The 18,824-nt window shown below is 32.7% G+C and carries 21 protein-coding genes; 13 read left to right on the top strand and 8 right to left on the bottom strand.

Annotation, left to right across the window (positions count from 1 at the left end):
• Nucleotides 1–8 precede the first annotated feature (8 nt).
• From GKZ88_RS01780 to GKZ88_RS01770, 3 genes are all read right to left on the bottom strand, one after another.
• Nucleotides 9–2,243 carry a nitric-oxide reductase large subunit gene (locus tag GKZ88_RS01780; protein ID WP_155100687.1) on the bottom strand — a complete coding sequence of 745 codons (2,235 nt, stop codon included), beginning with the start codon at nt 2,241–2,243 and terminating at the stop codon, nt 9–11.
• Nucleotides 2,244–2,332: 89 nt separating this feature from the next.
• Nucleotides 2,333–2,854, bottom strand: a complete 522-nt coding sequence (locus GKZ88_RS01775; RefSeq protein WP_155100686.1) for an azurin — start codon at nt 2,852–2,854, stop codon at nt 2,333–2,335.
• Between the two features lie 22 nt (nt 2,855–2,876).
• Complete coding sequence (locus GKZ88_RS01770) at nt 2,877–3,326, bottom strand: Rrf2 family transcriptional regulator (RefSeq protein ID WP_155100685.1); 450 nt, start codon at nt 3,324–3,326, stop codon at nt 2,877–2,879.
• Between the two features lie 200 nt (nt 3,327–3,526).
• On the opposite strand from GKZ88_RS01770, the gene GKZ88_RS01765 reads away from it, so the two are divergent.
• Nucleotides 3,527–4,306: an NYN domain-containing protein gene (locus tag GKZ88_RS01765; protein ID WP_155100684.1), complete on the top strand. Its 780-nt coding sequence runs from the start codon at nt 3,527–3,529 to the stop codon at nt 4,304–4,306.
• 37 nt (nt 4,307–4,343) lie between these two features.
• On the top strand, nt 4,344–5,858 hold the full coding sequence (locus GKZ88_RS01760) for an FMN-binding glutamate synthase family protein (RefSeq protein WP_155100683.1): 1,515 nt from the start codon (nt 4,344–4,346) through the stop codon (nt 5,856–5,858).
• Between the two features lie 75 nt (nt 5,859–5,933).
• On the opposite strand, the gene GKZ88_RS01755 is transcribed toward GKZ88_RS01760, so the two are convergent.
• The 5 genes from GKZ88_RS01755 to GKZ88_RS01735 all read right to left on the bottom strand — a co-directional run bounded on the left by GKZ88_RS01755 (nt 5,934) and on the right by GKZ88_RS01735 (nt 10,036).
• Nucleotides 5,934–6,371: a hypothetical protein gene (locus GKZ88_RS01755; protein WP_155100682.1), complete on the bottom strand. Its 438-nt coding sequence runs from the start codon at nt 6,369–6,371 to the stop codon at nt 5,934–5,936.
• Between the two features lie 214 nt (nt 6,372–6,585).
• On the bottom strand, nt 6,586–6,990 hold the full coding sequence (locus GKZ88_RS01750) for a hypothetical protein (protein ID WP_155100681.1): 405 nt from the start codon (nt 6,988–6,990) through the stop codon (nt 6,586–6,588).
• An 89-nt stretch (nt 6,991–7,079) separates the two neighbouring features.
• Entirely contained in the window at nt 7,080–7,715 is a 636-nt protein-coding gene (locus GKZ88_RS01745; RefSeq protein WP_155100680.1) for a hypothetical protein, read from the bottom strand.
• Between the two features lie 89 nt (nt 7,716–7,804).
• On the bottom strand, nt 7,805–8,587 hold the full coding sequence (locus GKZ88_RS01740) for a hypothetical protein (protein WP_155100679.1): 783 nt from the start codon (nt 8,585–8,587) through the stop codon (nt 7,805–7,807).
• Nucleotides 8,588–8,719: 132 nt separating this feature from the next.
• Nucleotides 8,720–10,036: a glycoside hydrolase family 88 protein gene (locus tag GKZ88_RS01735; RefSeq protein WP_230392446.1), complete on the bottom strand. Its 1,317-nt coding sequence runs from the start codon at nt 10,034–10,036 to the stop codon at nt 8,720–8,722.
• A gap of 31 nt (nt 10,037–10,067) precedes the next feature.
• Between GKZ88_RS01735 and GKZ88_RS01730 the strand changes: the two genes are divergently transcribed.
• The 11 genes from GKZ88_RS01730 to GKZ88_RS01680 all read left to right on the top strand — a co-directional run bounded on the left by GKZ88_RS01730 (nt 10,068) and on the right by GKZ88_RS01680 (nt 18,804).
• On the top strand, nt 10,068–10,466 hold the full coding sequence (locus tag GKZ88_RS01730; RefSeq protein WP_155100678.1) for a DUF2809 domain-containing protein: 399 nt from the start codon (nt 10,068–10,070) through the stop codon (nt 10,464–10,466).
• Nucleotides 10,438–11,016 (top strand): non-canonical purine NTP diphosphatase, encoded by a 579-nt coding sequence (locus tag GKZ88_RS01725; RefSeq protein ID WP_155100677.1) that lies wholly within the window; start codon nt 10,438–10,440, stop codon nt 11,014–11,016. The genes GKZ88_RS01730 and GKZ88_RS01725 overlap by 29 nt, the downstream gene beginning before the upstream one ends.
• Before the next feature lie 204 nt (nt 11,017–11,220).
• Entirely contained in the window at nt 11,221–13,131 is a 1,911-nt protein-coding gene (locus tag GKZ88_RS01720) for a DEAD/DEAH box helicase (protein WP_155100676.1), read from the top strand.
• A gap of 207 nt (nt 13,132–13,338) precedes the next feature.
• Nucleotides 13,339–14,112, top strand: a complete 774-nt coding sequence (locus GKZ88_RS01715) for a carboxypeptidase-like regulatory domain-containing protein (RefSeq protein WP_155100675.1) — start codon at nt 13,339–13,341, stop codon at nt 14,110–14,112.
• A 270-nt stretch (nt 14,113–14,382) separates the two neighbouring features.
• A complete protein-coding gene (locus tag GKZ88_RS01710) occupies nt 14,383–14,718 on the top strand; it encodes a lysozyme inhibitor LprI family protein (protein WP_155100674.1) in 336 nt (111 codons plus the stop codon).
• A 221-nt stretch (nt 14,719–14,939) separates the two neighbouring features.
• Nucleotides 14,940–15,467: a hypothetical protein gene (locus GKZ88_RS01705; RefSeq protein ID WP_155100673.1), complete on the top strand. Its 528-nt coding sequence runs from the start codon at nt 14,940–14,942 to the stop codon at nt 15,465–15,467.
• Between the two features lie 155 nt (nt 15,468–15,622).
• On the top strand, nt 15,623–16,015 hold the full coding sequence (locus GKZ88_RS01700; RefSeq protein ID WP_155100672.1) for a DUF4288 domain-containing protein: 393 nt from the start codon (nt 15,623–15,625) through the stop codon (nt 16,013–16,015).
• Nucleotides 16,016–16,276: 261 nt separating this feature from the next.
• A complete protein-coding gene (locus tag GKZ88_RS01695; protein ID WP_155100671.1) occupies nt 16,277–16,780 on the top strand; it encodes a hypothetical protein in 504 nt (167 codons plus the stop codon).
• A gap of 186 nt (nt 16,781–16,966) precedes the next feature.
• On the top strand, nt 16,967–17,512 hold the full coding sequence (locus GKZ88_RS01690) for a hypothetical protein (protein ID WP_155100670.1): 546 nt from the start codon (nt 16,967–16,969) through the stop codon (nt 17,510–17,512).
• Between the two features lie 73 nt (nt 17,513–17,585).
• Nucleotides 17,586–18,131 (top strand): hypothetical protein, encoded by a 546-nt coding sequence (locus GKZ88_RS01685; RefSeq protein ID WP_155100669.1) that lies wholly within the window; start codon nt 17,586–17,588, stop codon nt 18,129–18,131.
• A gap of 181 nt (nt 18,132–18,312) precedes the next feature.
• The gene (locus GKZ88_RS01680) at nt 18,313–18,804 is read left to right on the top strand and encodes a hypothetical protein (RefSeq protein WP_155100668.1); all 492 of its coding nucleotides are present in this window, start codon (nt 18,313–18,315) and stop codon (nt 18,802–18,804) included.
• The last annotated feature ends 20 nt before the right edge of the window (nt 18,805–18,824 follow it).

Raw genomic sequence — 18,824 nt, 5'->3', positions numbered from 1 at the left:
ATGTGTTTTTATTTTTTGTTTTTTAAAGTCAGTTCAAATACAAACCAAGCCATTGTAATAAATCCGATTCCAAAGATTGAATCTCCAATGGCACGAAGCCATTTCAGCGTAATCATTTCTGGCTGCTGCATTAATTCTGATGAACGTGCGTACCACATTCCGTGATTGATACTTTCAATTGCCTGCCAAACCCCAATTGGAAGCAAACTCAAAATTGCCATTAGGAATAAACCAATATTTAATGACCAAAAAGTGATTTTAAGCAGTTTGTTGTTCCAGCTTACATTTCGGTACAAACTTCTCAATACAAATAACACTAAACCAATTCCCAGCATTCCGTACACTCCAAATAAAGCAGTATGTCCGTGTAATGGCGTTGTATTCAAGCCTTGTATATAATAAAGTGCAATTGGCGGATTGATGATGAATCCGAAGATTCCGGCGCCTAGGAAATTCCAAAATGCTACAGAAATCATAAAGTAAATCGGCCATTTGTAATCGGCAATCCATTGTGTTGATTTTGAAATTTTATAGTTTTGATAGGCTTCAAATCCGATTAAAGTTAAAGGCACAACTTCTAAGGCACTGAATGTTGCTCCCAAAGCCATAATTGCTGTTGGTGTTCCTGAGAAATACAAGTGATGAAATGTTCCTAAAATCCCTCCAGACATGAAAATAATTGTCGCAAAAAGTACATTTAAGGTTGCTGTTTTGGTTTTTAACAATCCCAAACGAACAAATAAAAATGCGATCACAACAGTTGCAAATACTTCGAAGAAACCTTCCACCCAAAGGTGAACAACCCACCATCTCCAGTATTCAGCAATGGCTAAATTCGTCTGTCTTCCCCACATTAATCCTGCTCCGTAGAACATCGCAATGGCGGTACAAGAAATTAAAAACAAGATCATTAGATTTTTCTCTTCTGTTTTTTTCTTAAGAACAGGAAGTAACGGACGAATCATTAAAGCCAGCCATAAAAACAATCCTACCAAAAGGAAAATTTGCCAGAAACGACCTAAATCAACATATTCGTAACCTTGATGTCCGAACCAGAAATTTTGAACCAAATTCAGTTTTTGCATTACACCAAACCATTGTCCAGCCATTGAACCTAAAACAATAATCAATAAAGCCACAAACAAAAAGTTGATTCCAAAACACTGAAATTTAGGGTCTTTGCCCGAAACTGCCGGCGCAATATATAATCCTGTTGCCAGCCAAGCTGTTGCAATCCAGAAAATCGCTAATTGTGTGTGCCAAGTACGTGTTACAGCATACGGCAGAATCTTATCAATTGGAATTCCGTACAAACCGTTACCTTCTACTCCATAATGCGCTGTTATGATTCCAAAAACCATTTGCAAAACCATCAATAAACTCACAACCCAGAAATATTTAGTCACCAATCCCATTGATTTAGTTTTTCCCTGCTTGATGATTGGATCTTCTTTTGGAAGCGGGAATTCTTCTTCTTCACCTGATTTTGCATGATAGAAAACTAAAATTCCAACACTTAAAATCAATAGAATAATACTTACTCCAGACCAAGCCAAAAGTTCGGTTGTGGCAGTATTTCCGACCAATTCATCTGATGGCCAATTGTGCGTGTATGAAATTTTTGAATCTGGTCGATTGGTAACTGTTGCCCAAGTTGCCCAAAAGAAAAAAGCGTTCATCTTATGCATTCGTTCAGCATCTTTAATCGAATTTTTCGGAATGGCATATTCTCCTCTTAATTTATCGAACTTAGGATCATTCGTAAAAAGACCTTTATAATATTCGCTTAAACCTTTGATCGCTGCAGCACGATTTTCAGAAATCGTAAGTACACCTGTGTCAGGATTATAACGATTAGTTCGTACATCTTTCTGTAAACGAATCTTTAATGCCGATTGCTTTTCAGCATCTAATTCGTCATATTTTTTATTAAAATCTTTTTGGGCATAAATATCCAGTATAAAAACCGCTTCTCTGTGGAGCCAATCTGCAGTCCAGTCTGGAGCTACATAAGCACCGTGTCCCCAGATCGATCCCACTTCCTGGCCTCCTATACTCTGCCAGATATTTTGTCCGTCTTTAATTTCGCTTTCACTAAAAATAACTTTTCCAGAATCTGAAACAATCTGTTTTGGAACCGGCGGTGCCTGTTGATAAATCTCGTATCCGTAATAACCAAGCACTGCAAATGAAATACTCATGACCAATGCAAAAACAATCCATAATTTTTTTTCTCTTTTCATCTTTTTCGATTAAATAAAAGACAATTTTATCTTTTATTAGTTTTAAAAAAAACTTCAAACCCAATGATACGATTTGAAGTCTATATTATTTACTCAACAATTAATACGCCTTTCATCATCGCCACGTGGCCTGGGAAAGAGCAAATGTATTTGTATGTTCCTTTTTTATCAATTGTAAATTCGATTGTATCTTCTTCGCCACCGCCCAATAATTTAGTATGAGCAATAATTGAAGCTTTTTCAGATTCTGGAATATAATCCGTTGCCTTAGCGTCATTCGCTTTCAAAGCAAAAGCAGCTTCGTCTGTTCCTTCTTGAAGGATTACTAAATTATGTCCCATCGCTTCTTTTGGTATTTTTCCAACGTGTTTCAAAGTCAGTTTAATTGGTTTCCCTGCAACGGCTTTCAATTCGTTTACATTGTACTGCATTTGGTCATTTCCTTCAATAACTAATACATTTTCTTCAGTTGGTGCAGCTGTTGGAGCTGGTTCTCCTTCTGTAGATGTTTCTGTTTGTTCTTCAGCCGGCGCTGTTTCTTTTTTACCGCAAGAAGTTATGGTTAAAAATCCCATTAGGATCAATAGTGAAATTTTGGTTTTTGTATTCATATTTGAGATAATTTATTAAATATTAATCGTTTGTATTCAATGTTTTAAGGAAAAAATCGCCAGATTTCACATCCGAAGCCAATTGTTCCAAAGTAGTTTTAGTTAGCATTTCCAAGAGCAAACCTCTTATTTTCGTAAATTCGTTATGAACAGGACAAGGATGCACCGCAGAACATTCTTTAAGTCCAATACCGCAGCCAGTGTAAATCTTGTTGCCGTCAATGGCATCCACGATTTGAATTAATTTTATTGATTTTACGGCTTCATTTGAAACCTCAAAACCGCCTCCGACTCCTTTAGCCGAATGAATAATTCCGTTTTTAGTCAGAATCTGCATAATCTTTGCTGTAAATGGCTCAGGTGAATCAATTTCTTTGGCAACATCTTTTATACCGACTCTGATTCCCTTTGAAGAATTGGCAGCAATAAAAATAGAAGCTCTAATTCCGTACTCACACGCTTTTGAAAACATATATCCGTTTATTAATTCCAGACAAAGATATACAGACTCACAATAAAAGACAAATTTATCTTTAATTAATTTTTGAGTTGTTCCATATTATTTATAATGAAAATAATTAGTGTTGATCAAAGCACTAATTCACCTATCGATTCTTATAAAAACCAATTTTAATTTTAACTTTGAGAAACTTAATTTCTAATATTGAAATAATGGCGTTAAGCAACTCAAAAGATTTAAAATTGGCCGTCCTGATTGATGCCGATAATGTGCCCTACAGCAACGTAAAAGGTATGATGGAGGAAATTGCAAAGTTTGGAACGCCAACAACCAAACGTATTTATGCCGATTGGACAAAACCAAATGCCAACGGATGGAAAGGTGTCCTTTTGGAACATGCCATTACTCCTATTCAGCAATATAGTTATACAGTTGGGAAAAATTCTTCAGATTCTGCTTTGATTATAGACGCAATGGATTTGCTGTATTCAGGAAAATTAGATGGATTCTGTATTGTTTCGAGCGACAGTGATTTTACTCGTCTTGCCATCAGGCTTCGCGAATCGGGAATGAAGGTGATTGGTATTGGCGAAAAGAAAACCCCAAATTCTTTTATTGTTGCCTGCGACCGATTTATTTATATTGAAGTTTTGGATGGGGCAATTCAGAAGAAAAAACCAAAAACTACGCCTTCCGATACTAAAAAACCTATTGAAAAACCAACCGAAAAAGCACTTCATAAGGTTGACAAACAAACTATTGAACTAATTGAAACCACAATTGAAGATCTTGAAGATGATGACGGCTGGGCATTTTTAGGAGATGTCGGGAATTTGATTGTAAAGAAAAAACCAGAATTTGACCCAAGAAATTATGGTTATTCAAAACTTACGCCAATGCTGAAATCACTGACTGATTTTCTTGAAATTGACGAAAGAGAATCAGACAAAAAAGGAATCAAACACGTCTATGTACGTTTACGATTCAACTAAATTATTACACTTATTACCTATTTAATTTTTTAAAAACATGAGAAAAAAATTCTTCATTTACGGATTCTTATTGTTTCTAATTGTTGCCGCAGTTTATTATTACACCGGACGTGGATTTTTGTTAGTACTTATTCTCCCTTTACTTTTAATTGTCGGAGTTTATAATGCATCACAAGAAAAACATGCAATTTTAAGAAACTTTCCAGTTCTAGGTTATTTCAGATATTTATTTGAAATGATTGCGCCGGAAATTCAACAGTATTTTATTGAAAGATCAACAGACGGAAAGCCTTTTTCTAGAAATCAGCGTTCTTTGGTTTATCAAAGAGCTAAAAATATTGATTCGAGCACCCCTTTTGGAACACAGCAAAACTTAAATACAGAAAGCTACGAAGGAATAAAACATTCTATTTTCCCAGCAAAAGTAAACGAAGAATTACCGCGCGTTTTAGTTGGTGGAAAAGACTGCAAACAGCCTTACTCTGCTTCTTTATTTAATGTTTCGGCAATGAGTTTTGGTTCTTTAAGCGAAAATGCCGTTCGTGCCATCAATATTGGTGCACAAAAAGGAAATTTTTACCAAAATACCGGAGAAGGCGGATTAACTGAATTTCATCTTGCTGGAGGCGGCGATATTACATGGCAAATTGGTACGGGATATTTTGGATGCCGTGATGATGACGGAAATTTCAACCCAGAAAAATTCTCAGAAAAAGCAAATCTTCCAAATGTGAAGATGATTGAGATCAAGCTTTCTCAAGGTGCAAAGCCGGGACATGGAGGCGTGCTTCCTGCTAAGAAAAATACGGAGCAGATTGCTAAAATCAGAGGGGTTAAACCGCATACTATGATTCTTTCTCCTCCAGGCCATCACGCTTTTTCGGATTCAAAAGGACTGATACATTTCATAAAACAATTGCGTGAACTGTCAAACGGAAAACCAATTGGATTTAAATTATGTATTGGAAATACAGCCGAATTTGAAGCCATCTGCAACGAAATGATTGCTGCCGATATTTATCCAGATTTTATTACCGTTGACGGTGCTGAAGGCGGAACTGGTGCTGCACCTCTAGAATTTGCGGATGGAGTTGGAATGCCGTTTGAGCCCGCTTTAATTTTTGTCAACAAAACTTTGGTGCGATTAAATATTAGAGATAAAATCAGAATTATTGGAAGCGGAAAAATTATTTCTGGCTATTCTATTTTGCATGCCGTTGCTCTAGGTGCTGACATGTGTAACAGTGCGCGAGGTTTTATGTTCTCTTTAGGCTGTATTCAGGCGCTTCGATGTCATAATAATGAATGTCCGACAGGAGTTGCAACTCAAAATAAAATGCTGATGAAAGGTTTGGTTGTCACCGATAAGTCAGAGCGTGTTTATCATTTTCATAAAAATACGCTTCACTCAGCAAATGAACTTTTGGCTGCTGCCGGAAAAACTTCTTTTGCAGATGTTGATATTAATATCTTCATGCGAGGCGATGAATTTACGAATCTCTCTGAATTATACTTTCCAGATAACTTAACAAACGTTACCAAAAGAAATTAAACTAAAAAGCCTCTTTGAAATCAAAGAGGCTTTTTACATTTTATCTATTGTTAAAGTAGTTTTATTTTCCAGGCACTAAAGTTTTGCAGTTTCTTTTCCGTTTCCTGCACCCGCTGAATCTTCTAGGATTGCCAATTCTTCTTTGTCAACTAATTGTTTTGCTAGAATGATATTATTATAAGAGATAAAATATACATCAAACTTTACACCTTCTTCAATTAACTCCTTAGAGATTTGGTCGTTTTTAATCATTTCAGTAAGTAAACTTGGGAAAGTCTCTTGATATGCCAATTTGTTTTCTTCAGTTCCTTCTAAATCTGTTTCAATTCTAATTTCAATTTTATTATCATTTAAAAATGCTTTCGAGCTGGTCGATACAACATTTCCTCCTTTTATAGAAGCTGTCGTATTGTAATTACTAACGTGCTCCTGAATTTTTTGCTTAGTGTTCTTACAGCTGGCAAGAACTAAAACCAAAACAAACACAAATGCGATTTGGGTAATTTTTTTCATAATTTTTTAGGTTTTTGGTTATTTTTTAACTCAAACATAACAAACTTTCAACACAAAAACAACATTAGAATGAAAAAATAAAATTAGTAATTATTTAATTACAAATCACATACAGCCAAATAAGACAAAATTTATCAAGCAAAAAAAAACCTCTTCAGAAAAACTAAAGAGGTTTTTTAATTATTTTGAGCCGTTTAAAATATCAGTAGTTCCTTTATTTTAATATTTCAGAAATAGATTCTTTATCGATAATTTTCTTTGAAAGAACTGTATTGTCATTTGCTAAAAAATAAGCATCAAACCGAATTCCTTCTTCAACCAAATCTTTTGGAAGCTGATTTTTATTTATCATTTCCTTTAGAAGCTTTGAAAATGCAAGATCTCCAGCCATTTTATTGGCTTGATTTTGTTCCAAGCCCGTCTCAAATCGCAATTCAATTTTATTATCGTTAATATACCCTCTTGCCGTTGTCAAGGTAACATGGTCTGCCTTAAAACTTGGCGCAGCAGTATTATATGCAGTAACATATTCCTGAAGTTTTTGTTTTGCATTTTTACAATTTACAGATAGCATGGCAACTGTAAAAAAGCAAAGAATCAGGCTGATTTTTTTTATCATAACTATAGTTTTTATACTAAATAAATTTAGGAATTATATTTAATACTGATGCAAAATTCGATTGAGAAAGGCATTTAATTCAAAAAACATTATTTTTTTTGTTTCGTATTTTGAATCAAAAATTCTAATGCTTTGTTCTTTAGCATGTCTTTTGAAAGTGTGCTGCTCTCAAATTCATAAAAAGTTTGGTAATCTCTAGTCTTACTTTGAAAAGCCAAAGCATAACCATTGAATTTTTTACCCTCTTTAGAAATTTTATATGAAAAAACTTTAGCAGATTCCAAATTATTCTCTACTTTAAATTTCTCAAGATTACTGTATCTTTTAACACTTTTAAAACCATTCTCTACACTTTCTTTGGTCTCAAAATCGTGAATAAAAATAGTTAAATTTCGAGGTGACTTAAAAGCAACCCGAAGCGAATCATCATGATTATTCTGCAAATAATATTCTTTCGGAATATTTAACTGTGATTTTATATCCATAAAAATCAGAGAATCTTTTTTCAGCCTGCAAACCCCATATTCTTCCTGCTCAGAAACAGTTAAACTATCTAATGCAGCATAATCACTATAAAACAAATTATTAGAAAATCTATTTTTTTCAAACTGTACAATCTTAGTATTAACTCGTTTTTGGTCAGCTATAGCTTCAGCCTGCTCTTGGGTCATAACATAAGGACTGACATCCAGATTATTTACTGCGCTATCGTCTCTTCTGTTCATATTTGAACAAGTGTACATCAGCCTGATTGAGGTCACTATAACAAAAATAATACTTAAAACTGTTCTCCAGCTTGATGATTCTCCACTCATTATAGTTTAAGATCTTTTTCAGTTATAACCATACTATTAACGATTTTACCTTTTGCGTTTAGATATTCGTATTTTATATCTTTAATACCATAGCGACTTACAGTACTAGCCACTTTTTGCAGCTGACCTTCTCTTAAAATACTTTCTTTTACCAAAGAATTGGCTGCATTATTTTTTAATATCTCAAGTACATCTTCAGGCATTTCTACTTGATAAACAAGCTGCTTTTTATCATTAACATAAATTTTCAAAATTTTACTTCCGTCGTTATTTTTGAATGGCATATTTTGATTCATCATAACCAATATCTGCTGAAGCTGCGTATCGCTGTCAGATGATGCTAATGATTCGGCAGAAATTGTCGGTTTGCCAGCATTCTTTTTCAATAAAGCAGCCAATTCTTTCTGATCGATTTTAAATTCTGCAATCGATGTTCTATCATCTGCTAGAAAATTAACATCGAAAACCACGCCTTCTTCAATTAAATCTTTAACATTTTGATCTGTTGTAAGTGCCTCTTTTAAAAAAAGAGGAAACATCTGTCCGTAAATAGATTTGTTGTTTTCGTTTTGCTCTATGGAAGTTTCAACATTGATTTCAATTCTTTTTTCATTGTGAAATGCTTTTGCTTCTGTTGAAATAATTATTTCGTTGCTGAAATTAGCAGCGGAATTATTATATGAATTTACAAAGGCTTGTGTCTTTTGCTTCGTATCCATACAACTTGACAAAGACAATAAAATCGTTAAAACAAATAAGACTTGGGTAATTTTTCTAATCATAGTTCAATTTTTTTCGGTTAAAATAATAAATATTTTACTACGAAAATAAGCAATAGTAAAACTTATCCAAATCTTTACATATAAAATGTTTTGATTCGAATTAAAAAATAATCCTCTTACGATTTTAAAAATTTATTTTAATTTTTTAAGTCTCAAAAGTGCTTCTAAATAGTAGTAATCTGCATAGTTGATTGAACAGTCGATTTCACTTCCGGCTGGTTTGTGGCCTGTAGAATGAAGCAAAAATGCCGAATTGACATCACGGCTCTGGTAATTATCTGAAAGTGAAACAATCATTTTTTTAGCTTTCGTCAAATATTCATTTTTTAGATTTTTATCTTTTGTATAAGAACTTAATTCTAAAAGTGCCGAAGACACAATTGCCGCTGCAGAAGCATCACGCGGTGCATTTGGAATATCTGGCGCATTAAAATCCCAATACGGAATCAAATCTTCTGTTGTCAATTTATCCAAATAAACTCGGGCAATTTTATGTGCAAAATCTAAAAATTTAGGATCTTTAGTTTCTCTGTACACCATTGTGAAACCATAAATACCCCACGCCTGGCCTCTCGCCCACATACTATCGTCGCTATATCCTTGAGCCGTTCTTCCTTTTATCTTTTTTCCCGTTTCATAATCGTAAATCACAACATGATAAGAAGTATAATCTGGTCTGAAATGATTGTTCATTGTTGTTTCGGCATGCTTTAAAGCAATGTCATACAATTTTTTATTTCCTCCATTTTTAGAAGCCCAAAACAACATTTCTAAATTCATCATGTTGTCAATAATGGTATTGTGACCGCCCATTTTATTATGAGGCCAAGACTGAATTGTTCCCACTTTCGGATTAAAAAGTGTTGCCAATGTATCTGCCGTTTTTAGAATGATCTCTTTATATTCTTTGTTTTTTGTCAAACGATATCCGTTTCCAAAACTATTAAAAACCTGAAAACCTAAATCGTGATCTCCTGCCTTGCTTACCGATAAAGGTGTTAAGAATCGGCTGAATTTATCGGCTTCTTTTTCCCATTTTTTATCTCCAGTTGCTTCATATAAATACCATAATTCTCCTGGCCAGAAACCGCTTGTCCAATCTTTATAACCAACAAATTTCCATTCTTTGCTTCCATTTGGAACTGTTCTTGGCGAAGTTCCGTCATTCGGAATCACTTTTAATGTTTTTGATGCCTGTTCTGCACAGTAATCAAGCTGTTTTTTAATAGTAAACGAACTGTTCTTTTGAGAAAAACCCTGAGTTCCAAGTAAAAACAAAGCAGTAATCAGAGCGAAAAATTTTACATTCATGTGGTTATTTTTTAATCGATAGTTTATTGAATCGATAAATTTATGAAATAAAGAGAACTTATTTGAGTGTTTGTATTTTTCGTTCCCTAAAAGTGTACTTTCTTGCCCATTTTTCTTAATCCACGTGTTGTTTGTCATATATTTGCTTTAAAATAATATCTCCCGAAACTTGAAAAAATCCAGACTTCTTTATTTGATTTTTTTTCTGTCGATTATTTTTCTCGGAATTATTTCAAGAAAAATTTCTTTTATTCCTTTATGGATTGGCGATTTTCTTTATGCAGTAATGATTTATTTTTTGGTGAGAATATTTCTTCCAGCTAAAAAAGCTTCTGTCATCGTTTTAATTTCTCTATTACTATGTTACTGCATTGAATTTTTACAGCTTTATCAAGGAGAATGGATTATTGAACTCCGAAAAACACTTTTTGGAAGATATGTTTTAGGGCAAGGCTTTTTATGGTTCGATATTCTGGCTTATACAGCAGGAATACTATTTATCTTTTTTATCGAAAAAATCATTTTAAAATATACCTATTATGAAACTCGTTTTCGCATCAAACAATAAAAACAAAATCAAAGAAATTCAAAGTATCTTAAATGGCTCAATTGAATTATTAAGTCTTGAAGAAATTGGCTGTTTCGAAGAAATTCCTGAAACTGCCGATACTATTGAAGGTAACGCAATTTTAAAAGCAAATTATGTAACCGAAAAATATGGCTACAATTGTTTTGCCGATGATACAGGATTAGAAGTCGCTGCATTGAATGGTGAACCTGGAGTTTATTCGGCAAGATATGCTGGCGAACAAAAAAATGCTGACGATAATATGAATAAACTTTTAGAAGCTTTATCAGAAGAAGAAAATCGCAATGCACAGTTCAAAACCGTTATTGCATTAAATTTAAATGGAAAACAGCATCTTTTTACTGGTTTGGCAAAAGGAAAAATCACACATCAAAAATCTGGAATTTATGGTTTTGGATATGATCCAATCTTTCAGCCTGAAAATTATTCAGAAACTTTTGCAGAAATAGCAGCCGAAATTAAAAATAAAATCAGTCATCGTGCAAAAGCAACAGAGCAACTAATTGATTTCCTGAATACAATAAAATAATTGTTTAAAATACAACATTTTAAAGACGAAAATTTATATTTCACGACGTAATTTTTCCGAAAATTATTCAATCTTCGGCAAAAATGATTTTACATTAAACATAACTTTTTGATTATCAAATCATAAGAAATACATAATTCTTAAAATAGCATTAGTTTATCTGAATAATTAACAGTAATTTTGCACCCTATTTTAAAAATACATATGAACAAATTTGAACAATTAGGATTGAATGAATCGTTACTGAAGGCGATTTTAGATCTAGGATTTGAAAATCCGTCAGAGGTACAGGAAAAGGCGATTCCCCTATTATTGGAAAAAGACACAGATATGGTTGCGTTGGCTCAGACAGGGACAGGGAAAACGGCAGCTTTCGGTTTTCCGCTAATTCAAAAAATTGATGCTGACAACAGAAATACACAAGCATTAGTTTTATCGCCAACACGAGAACTTTGTTTACAGATTACCAACGAACTTAAAAACTACTCAAAATACGAAAAAGGTATTAATGTGGTAGCAGTTTACGGCGGGGCTAGTATTACAGAGCAAGCTAGAGAGATTAAAAGAGGAGCACAAATTATTGTGGCAACTCCAGGAAGAATGCAAGACATGATTAACAGAGGTTTAGTTAACATTAAAAATATAGATTACTGTATTCTTGATGAGGCTGACGAAATGTTAAACATGGGATTTTATGAGGATATCGTGTCTATTTTATCAGATACTCCAGATCAAAAAAGTACATGGTTGTTCTCTGCAACTATGCCACAAGAGGTTGCTAGAATTGCAAAACAATTCATGAGCGAACCAGTTGAAATTACTGTTGGAACTAAAAATTCAGGTTCTTCAACAGTGTCTCACGAATTTTATTTAGTAAATGCACGTGACCGTTACGAAGCTTTAAAACGTTTGGCAGATGCTAACCCAGATATTTTCTCTGTGGTTTTCTGTCGTACTAAAAGAGATACTCAGGCTATTGCCGAGAAATTAATTGAAGACGGATATAGTGCTGCTGCGTTGCACGGAGATTTATCTCAAGCACAGCGTGATGGTGTAATGAAATCTTTCCGTGGAAGACAAATTCAGATGCTTGTTGCAACTGACGTTGCTGCACGTGGTATTGACGTTGATAACATTACTCACGTAGTAAATTATCAGCTTCCTGATGAAATCGAAACATACAACCACCGTTCTGGACGTACTGGTAGAGCTGGAAAATTAGGAACTTCTATTGTTATCGTTACAAAAAGTGAGTTGCGTAAAATTTCTTCTATCGAAAGAATCATCAAACAAAAATTCGAAGAAAAAACTATTCCTTCTGGAATTGAAATCTGCGAAATTCAATTATTGCACTTAGCAAACAAAATTAAAGATACTGAAGTTGATCACGAAATTGACAACTACTTGCCAGCAATCAACAATGTTCTTGAAGGTTTATCTAAAGAAGAATTGATTAAGAAAATGGTTTCAGTAGAATTTAACCGTTTTATTGCTTACTATAAAAAGAACAGAGATATTTCATCTCAATCTGGAGAAAGACGCGAAAGAAGTGATGCTGAACCAAGAGAATTCAATAATAATGGAGCAGTTCGTTATTTTGTAAACATCGGTTCAAGAGATAACTTCGATTGGATGACGCTTAAAGATTACTTGAAAGAAACATTAGACTTAGGTCGTGATGACGTTTTCAAAGTAGATGTAAAAGAAGGTTTCTCTTTCTTTAACACTGATCCTGAGCATACTGATAAAGTAATGGAAGTATTAAACAACGTACAATTAGAAGGACGTCGTATTAATGTTGAAATTTCTAAAAATGACGGTGGCGGAAGACGTGATCACAATAATCGTGGTGGCGGAAGAAGTTCTGGAGGACCAAGAAGAGAAGGAAGTTTTGCTCCAAGACGTGAAGGTTCTGGTGGTGGAGGTTTCAGAAGCGACAGAAACTCAGCTCCAAGAGAAGGTGGTTTCAGAAGCGACAGAAATTCATCTGCTCCAAGAAGAGAAGGTGGTTTTAGAAGTTCAGCTCCAAGAAGCGAAGGAAGTTCTGATAGAGCTCCAAGACGTTCTGACAGCTTTGGTGATTCACCAAGACCAAGAAGACCAAGAAGAGATTAATAATTTAGTTTCTTAAAATATAGATCCCAAATTCCAGACATAATTGGAATTTGGGATTTTTTTATGCCAAGAATCTTTCTCCTTGCCTCTTTTTAGTTAAATACTAAAAGCAACACTTGTATCCTTTGTTAATTTTCTTATAATTATATTCCAAGACTACGAAATATTTAATCCTGATTTATTACTTTTAGTGCTTTAAATCAGGATATGAAATATTTCGCAGTTTTCTTTTTTATGTTACTTTCGAGTATTGGTTTTGCCCAAGATACAGAATCAACAGCTCCACAAAGAGTTTCAGGCTATATCTTTAATGATAATTCTAAACAGCCTCTTCCTAATGTAAATATCATCAATAAAAACAAAGTACTAGGCGCAAAGTCTGATGCTAAAGGTTATTTTGAAATTGATGTACAGCAAAATGACACACTGCAATTCTCTATTCTGGGATTCCAATCTTTGCGTATCAGAGTAACCAATGACTGGATAAAAAACAAAATCACAAGAATTCAGCTTACCGAAAAAGCAATTGCACTTGAAGAAGTAGTTATTGCTCCTTTCAACTTAACAGGATATCTTGAAATTGATTCAAAATTGATTCCGACAAAAGAAAACTACCGTTACAGTATTTCAGGTCTTACACAAGGTTATGAAGCCGGTGAATATGCTCCAAATGCTTTCGGAAAAGTATTGGGTTCTATTTTTAACCCCGCCGATATGCTTTATAATTTCTTTGGAAAAAATGGAAAAGAACTCAAGAAGCTTAAAGACATGAAAAAAGATGATACGATCAGAAATCTTCTTGAAACTAAATACGACAGAGAAACGCTTGCCCTGCTTTTGGGAATAACAAAAGAAGAAATTCCGGAGATTTTACAACGCTGCAACTACTCAGAATCTTTTGTTCAGCAAGCAAATGACTTGCAGATTCTTGATGCTATTAGTGGCTGTTATGAGCAGTATAAAGTATTGAAACGTAATTAAGTTAGTGTTCAGTGATCAGATTTTTAGTGGTCAGCCTGAACAACTTAACTTTTAAATAAATAATCCCTGATTGCTAAAAGCGGTCAGGGATTTTTTGATTTTTAGGCATGCGGTAAAGCTGCGAAAATTTATAAAAGTTAGTACGAAAAGTATTCAATAAATTAAAAGTTCGTTGGATGATTTATAAGGCAAATATTCTATATTTGAGTTTTACAAAATAAATAAAAACGGATAATTATTAGACGGAGGATAACGTAAACAAAAACTCAAATGAAAAAAATATTTTGTCTTTTATTCTTATTATTTAGTGCAATTTCCTTTTCACAATCTGTTACTGGAGAAGATGAACTTTATAAACAATATCAAAGAGTTGACAAAAAATTAAATTCTGTTTATAATAAGCTAATGAAAGGACTTGAAGAAACTGACAAAAAGAATTTAGTTGAAGCTCAAAAAGCATGGATAAAATTCCGAGATTTAGACTGTAAATTTCAAAGTCAAGATCCAGGAGATGGCGGTGGACCGTATGAAAACAAAATGAAAATAGATTGCTTAATTACAAAGACTACAGAAAGAATAAAGGAACTGGAAAATTTAGATCAGTAATTTAAAAAACTAATGACTAATAGATAGTACAACGGATTTCGGCAATTGCCTTAATTGAAAATTGCTTTTGTATTTGCGTTAATTTGGCAAATCCGAAAACAGAACTTAATTTAGTCTCAAACCCGCTGTAACAGCGAGAAGTTAATCGTTAGCACACGAATTATTAGCTTAAAAAGACAAAATTTAAATAATTTATTTTTTTCAAAACATATCAAAAAATCTTGAAATATCTTATCTATATTACTTTCGTATTCGTCCTGAATGTCACACAAGTGAATTCACAAACAAATACAAATCTTATTTCGGATAAAGAATATAAGGCGTTTTTTATTGACCTAAAGCAAAATTTAAAAACCAATAGAATCGAAACAAAGATTGAAAAGTATTCTATAATCAGCAAAAACAATCCGATAATCAAGGAATGGAGCAAGTATTTCACCAAGGAAGATATAGTTTTTCAAAATAAGCAGATTAATTTATTAAAAACTAAAAAAAATATACCAGCAAATCTAATTGATAATGTTCATTTTATAAGTGATAACGAATTGAAAATAATAGAAGAAAATTTATCTGAAAAGAATGCTTATTATTCGCTTAGATATCCAATTTTCTCGAAAAACAAGAAACTTGCTGGCATTTGGATTAAATATAATTGCGGAAATTATTGTTCAGAAAATAAACTAATTCTTTACAAAAAAGTAAATAACCATTGGAAAGAATACAAGACTTTATTTCACATGACTTGGTAAGAGTTCATTAGCTAGCTAATTACAGCGGATTTGGACAATTAACTTAATGAAATTGCTTGTATTTGAGATGATTTGACAAATATGAATAATGGATTTAATTTGGTACCACACCCACTATAGTAGTGAAACGTTAGCAGTAATGCAAAACAGAAAATATGGAAAACGAGAAAATATCAATTGAAAATGGAAAGTGGTATATCGCTGAAATAATTGAAAAATGTGAACCCGTAAATCGAAATGAAGCAAAAGAATTACGTCGTGTCAAAACTTGGGGAAATTTCCATATAATTAAAGCCGAAACACCAAAAATAGCATATGATAAAGCTGTTAAAATTGGAAAGGACGCAGAATTTAAATTCATTAACTCTGACAATTTAGAAATGGAATGGATTTTTATTGGAATCGGAAATCTTATTCCTATTTACGAAGATATAGAAGATGGAAGTGAAATAATGTGGGAGGATTATGGAGACATTAGCAACAGAAAAGCGATGAAATTTCCAATTAGTGAAGAAAAGCTTTTAGCAGAATTAAAAGAAAAGAAGTAAAAAAACATTGTAAAATAAGTGCATTACCGACAACAGCTACTATAACGGAATTGGGCAATTGACTCAATGAAAATTTGGTTTTGTATTTGAGACTATTTGGCAAATCAAAAATTAGAACTTAATTTAATCTAAAACCCGCTGTGGTATCAGAACGTTATGGCTAATGCTACTACTCAAATTTGATAAAAAGAACTATGAGAATATTAAATTTATTTATTTTTATACTTCCTCTTCTACTAATTTTTAGCAGTGAAAAAAAAAATGGATTTTGTTTTTTTTTCAATGGAAACTCCTAGTAAATGGAATTATGTCAAAGAGAGAGGCATAGACTCTTTTGTGGGTAAAATAGGAATTGACAAGAAGGACACTGTATATTTTGACTATGGATTATATTCAAACGATCTCGAAGAGAGCTTTAATAATGGTGAGTATTTAATTAGGAATAACGACAGTATTTTTATTGATGATTGGGAACGTAACAAGCTAGACACAATCAATGGACCTTATTATAAATTTTATGCTCGAGGAGGACAAAACAAACTTCGGGAGTTCAAAAAGGATACGTGTTATTACGAGACAATCTATGGACTTAAAGCAAAAATCGTAGTGCCTAAAAATTCAGGAATAGGAACTACTGGAGTTTATTTTGAAAACACACGTACTGATGGAAAAGGAATGAAATTTCAGATTAGTGGTTACAATTTGAGCAATGAAAATCAGAAATCATTTTTGAAAGTAATAAGAACTCTGAAATTCAAAAATTGAAAAAAAATACTAGCTATAACATTTACTACAACGGATTTGGGTATTTGGCTTAATAGAAAGTTGGTTTTATTTGGAACTATATTGTAAATCTACAAAAAAGAAATAATTTAGTCCTTAACCCACTGTAGTCCCAGAACGTTGCTTATGCAAAAAAAAACGAAAACTAAATAAGTATAAACCTCTAATATGAAAATTTTAAAAGGTTGTTTAATAACAATAATTGCTTTTATTTTAATGTGTATTGTTGCTTACTATTTTTATAGAAATAATGTGATTTCTAATTTAGAAAGCTCAAGTAAAAATGTTGAAGAAAATTGGAAAAAATACACTGAAAACATAAATTTAAGAAACAAAGAACTCATTCTTGAAACAATCAATGATGATAGTTTACAGCATTATTTAAAAATGTCTAAGGACATTAAAAAAGAGGAATTCTCAAGAGATTTTGAATATATTGAATACAAAATCAATGAAAAACTCATGTCCGAAAATATCGAAAATGAATTTAACGAAAAACTAAATTCTAATGTTGATGCTTATAATCAATCGGTCAGAGCGTACAACGTTTATAGAGTAACTTTTCCAAATTCTCTAATTGCAAGAAAAACGAATTATCCAAAAAAATTCAAATATTTTGATATCATTAGATACGGAATTGAAAACCAAAATCCGAAAGAAAAAAGACAAAAAATTGATCATTGGATTAAAAATGGCGGAAAATACCCTGAATAAAAACAGCTACTACAACAAATAATCAAACCAAATCTTTATTAACAACATACAATTGTTTAAAAACCAAAAAAGAATGAAGAAAACATTAGCCTCAATATTTTTAATTTTAGGATTTGTATCAGCATACTATTTAGTTAGAAATTCTCCTCCAATTCACGGTCTGCTTTCAATTATTTTCAATTATCTTTTAATTTTTATTCCTTCGTATTTTTTCCTAAAAACTTTTTTTGCTTCTGCTGATGGTGTCGGCATGTTTAATGATGGAAAAATAACTTTTATTGCTTGCATAGTAATCACGGTTATCACAATGAATTTACTGCACTCAAATATTCATGGCGGCACAACATCTGACGAAAAAATTAAGACAATTAATGAGAAATACTGCTTAAATACACAAGCCAATATTACGGAAATTGTTCATCAGGATGGGTTTTATATTAAGGGTAAAGAAGTTAAAGAAACTTGGTTAGTGATATATGTTTTTTTTGCTAAAGGAAAAGAATATTATGGTAAAGAAATATTTCAGTCAGTGCCTGATTTAAAAAAGGGTGATGTTATTGATGTGAAATATGTAGAAGACACTCCAACGATTAATATACCTTTAAATAAAATCGAGTAAATGAACTTAAAATTCATCTTCCAACAGCTGATACAATAAATTTAGACAATAGGCTTAATGAAAAGTCAGCTTTGCACTTGTGCTGATTTGGCAAATCCGAAAATAGGGTTTAATTTAGTCTCAACCCCGCTGTAGTAGTAGAACGTTATGTGCCCTAGTATCAACATTAACCCAAAAACATATGAAACAAATCCTAATTATTTTCACTTTATTAATTACATTTTCTTCTTTTGCGCAAAAGAATCGCAAACCTTTTTCTTTAGAAATTGCAGCGAATGAAACACAGCAGTACAAAGCTGAAATTCCTGAAAGCCCATATTTTGTAAAGGAAAAATTATTACAAATTTATTGTGGTGAAAAAGTTTTCGTTGAATGTGAAATTGCTGGAGATTCAATAAGTAGCATGAAAATAGTAGCAGAAAATATACATCCCGAAAAGACAATAGAAATTCAGTTTTCTCAAGATGCTAAAGACCGAAAGAATATAAATACTATGCTGCAGTTAAATAATCCTTTTAACAAAGACTTAGTTTATGAAGCAATTATGCTTACGCCATCAAGCGGACAATGGAAATCAACATCCACAATTCCAATTACGGCAAAATTAAAGAGTTTCGAAACTTGGGGCCATTCAATTATATCTTTAGGATTAATGAATTGGCATTTTAAATAAAGCTACGATACATAACAGCT

The organism is Flavobacterium sp. LC2016-01, assembly GCF_009711135.1.
Classification (GTDB): domain Bacteria; phylum Bacteroidota; class Bacteroidia; order Flavobacteriales; family Flavobacteriaceae; genus Flavobacterium.
This window is presented reverse-complemented; position numbering and strand designations above follow the sequence as displayed.